This window comes from [Flexibacter] sp. ATCC 35208 (assembly GCF_001975825.1).
Taxonomy (GTDB): domain Bacteria; phylum Bacteroidota; class Bacteroidia; order Chitinophagales; family Chitinophagaceae; genus Chitinophaga.
The window spans coordinates 1-3,106 of record NZ_MTKN01000153.1 but is presented as its reverse complement, the minus strand read 5'-3'; the positions used below and the strand labels follow the sequence as shown (position 1 = coordinate 3,106).

General features: G+C 33.3%; 2 protein-coding genes. One reads left to right on the top strand and one right to left on the bottom strand.

Annotated elements, in window-relative coordinates; all coding sequences use genetic code 11:
• Nucleotides 1-415: 415 nt before the first annotated feature.
• The gene (locus BW716_RS34675; RefSeq protein WP_083730623.1) at nucleotides 416-2,440 is read right to left on the bottom strand and encodes a hypothetical protein; all 2,025 of its coding nucleotides are present in this window, start codon (nucleotides 2,438-2,440) and stop codon (nucleotides 416-418) included.
• Between the two features lie 438 nt (nucleotides 2,441-2,878).
• On the opposite strand from BW716_RS34675, the gene BW716_RS34670 reads away from it, so the two are divergent.
• Nucleotides 2,879-3,091, top strand: coding sequence for a hypothetical protein (locus BW716_RS34670; protein WP_083730622.1), 213 nt, complete (start codon nucleotides 2,879-2,881; stop codon nucleotides 3,089-3,091).
• Nucleotides 3,092-3,106: the final 15 nt, after the last annotated feature.

Genomic DNA, 3,106 nt, shown 5'->3' with positions numbered 1-3,106 from the left:
TAGATAAGGATCATGAAAGGCTACCTGAATCATCTGTTGCATTCATCCAGGTAGCTTTCATTAATATACTTCTAAAATGAGTCGTTTGGAATTTTAAACATGTTCTTAATCCTTCTATTTTTCAATCCAACTTCACTTATTCCTACATGCGAAGTGGTATTATATTGGAAATGCCTAAATTAATGTTGGTAAGTATGTGTTTAATTACAGAGATTACGTACCATGCCCCCAAAAATCAACATATCAAGTAGTAATATAATTAAGCCACTGACTTGCATCTAGAATGTTAAAATATCACAAAAGAAATTTATAAAACTATAATCAACTACCACCTTTGACACTACTCCGACATGCTCCAAGGTTTGCGATAACTAAGCGAATAGATTGCTGGCTTCAGAATTCAAGCAAAACCATTTTATTTGCCAAAAAGTTTATCAAAGAATGGCATATGTCGATTCTTCGCATATTCCAAAAGCTTTGAAAACGTCATTACTTCCAAATGCAAATTCTTTTTAGCTTCCATCTTATAAAATGTTCCAAATGGCGTCTTTTCCCATCCACTGTCAAGATTATATTGCTCTAGGGCAGGAGGGAGTATATCAATAATTATAAACCCAAATTTTGGGGTCTCCTTCTTCACAATTACATGCTTTCCTTTGTAATTTTTTTTATCCTGGGAATAAAGAAAATCATCAAAATATGGAAGAATTAACTCCGAAAAATCCCATCTGTAATCACTTTTTCTTTTTTGATGAGCTACATCGCCAGGCCTCTTAAACTCAAAAATTACCATTGAGTTCAACTCTCCGTTGCTTTTATCACCAAAGCTGATTGGATTATCAAACATTTGTGGCCTATCGGATAAACAAATAACATCAGGCTCTTTGCTGCTTTTTTTCTGAGTAAAAGAAGTTATAGCTTTATCTGACGCGATAAACTTATACGTTAAAAATCTTTCATCGAGCAACCATAAATTATGCATCTCATAGCCAATTTCGTCACTGGTGAAACCCAATGGAAATATCAGATTATGAATATCTTCCTCAAGCTTATATTTCCCTTCGCTATCTGCTTCCAAGAATTTATCGAAAAGGTCAATAATTGCTTTTCTTCTCATCATGTAATCAGCTAGACTATCTACATCATATGAAGTTTTATCCTGAATACTCTTTTTAATACTTTGAATGGTTTCCTCATTGATCTGCTTATTATTGATAAATTCCTTTAGCTTACTCTCAACTTCTTTCCTTGCTTGGTATGAAATGCGATATAAATGTTCTTCTTTCTTATCATCTGTCAGATTGGGAGGAATAGTTTTCAATAACTCAAGATTATTTCTTAAACTTTTGAATCGAGGAGCATTGTTGTCAATATAGTTTTGCAAATCAGTTTGGCTCTTTAAAGAGGTTTCTTTTACATGATTCTGATATTGTTTTTCGAGAAGCTTGACAAGCTCAATTTCAATCTCCTCAAATGATATTAGGTCTGGGTCGTTGAAAAGTCCATTTTCTTTTTCCTGTGGAATTGAGAAACCATTCCTTACCTTGTAATTCTTGCTGTTTAGAAAGTCTGAAACGAGATAAATATCTAAAAAATATAGATTGCCATTTTCATTAATCGGATATGAAAAAGATGCATTTATTTTACCTATGCTACTAGGCTGACCAACTACTCTTGAATTAGCACAATAGTAAATGTAGTGATGCTTCCTGTTATTTTCTTTTTGCACCTTTGTAATGTAAGCTCTGAAGCTGTGCGGGCCTACTTTAAATGTTCTTTCTTTTTCTTTAGAAACTTTTGCATATAAATCATTTATCACTTCTCCTTTCTTATCATCAGCATCAAAAATCTTAACTATTGGCATTTGACCGCTTAAGTAATAAATGAGGCAGTGATTCATTAACTCATGAGCAATATCTGAAACTGATATCGCAGTTCTATCTTTTATAACAGGATTAAAGCAATCGATTAATTCAATACTAGTTTTTGGTAGTTTAGTTTCTGAATCTTTTAATACTATTGGCTGAACTTCTTTTTCTACATCACATTTAAATTCCATATACTTCCACGTACCATTCTCAATGTAATTGCTTTTCACATATATCTCCCTGAATGCTGCAAGTATAGTAAACCTCCCAATACCTTTACATCCATATTCTTTGTTTACTTTCGAAAACGGAGTTTCAAATGAATTTAAATTTTCACTATTAAAACCAACTCCGTTATCCGTTACAACTATCGAATGTATTGTTTTGATTCCCGTAAAAGCAAGTTGCGTCGGATCATCTCCACGTTTAATTTTAACTTGTATTTCTTTTTGAGTTTGATTTGATTGCATCAGACTAATTATGGAATTAACAATGCACTCATATAACGGAAGTAATGCATCCTGCGGGGTTAAGTCCACCGTCTCAACTATGTTCTGTACTGGGACGACCATAAAGAATCAATTAAAACACATGCGTATAACATGAATGCTAAAAATAATAGTATTTTGGTAATAAAAAAAGTTTACTATTATATAGGATGAATTGCAGTAAACATTATTTGGTAGGAGGCCAATGATCTGAATCTTCTCCAAGCTGCAAAACTGGAAATGCATTGTACTTTTCATTTATTAGATTTATCTAGTATCCGTAATCAAGCAGTGAGCAAGTACCCCCTTTTGCTCTTGACTTACCCAGTCGATATCTTCATGTTTTTCCTAATGTGGACCTTTATAGGTTCAACTTAACAAACTTATAGTAATGGCATCATCGATTTCTAGTCATGTGTATAAATGATGACTGGCAGCTATAGTTTTTATTAGAAAAAGGTGTATACTAGCAGTAATAAACATTTATTTACTAAAGTAAGATTTTGTATAAAATCATTATATATGAAAGCTATCGACCTCCATTCTCTAGTCATTCCTGTTGATGGCCATGAGCCGCAATATTTGACGGACAATTCAGTAACAACAATCTCGCCGCATTTTGACTCGATAGAGGCCATTTTTAGAAATCATGAGAATAGGCTTTTGGCAATAATCAAATCATTTGAGAACGGTGCTATTTTTGGATGTGTGGCTTGGTTAACATCAACCCCGTAAGTATTCGGTTCTCGG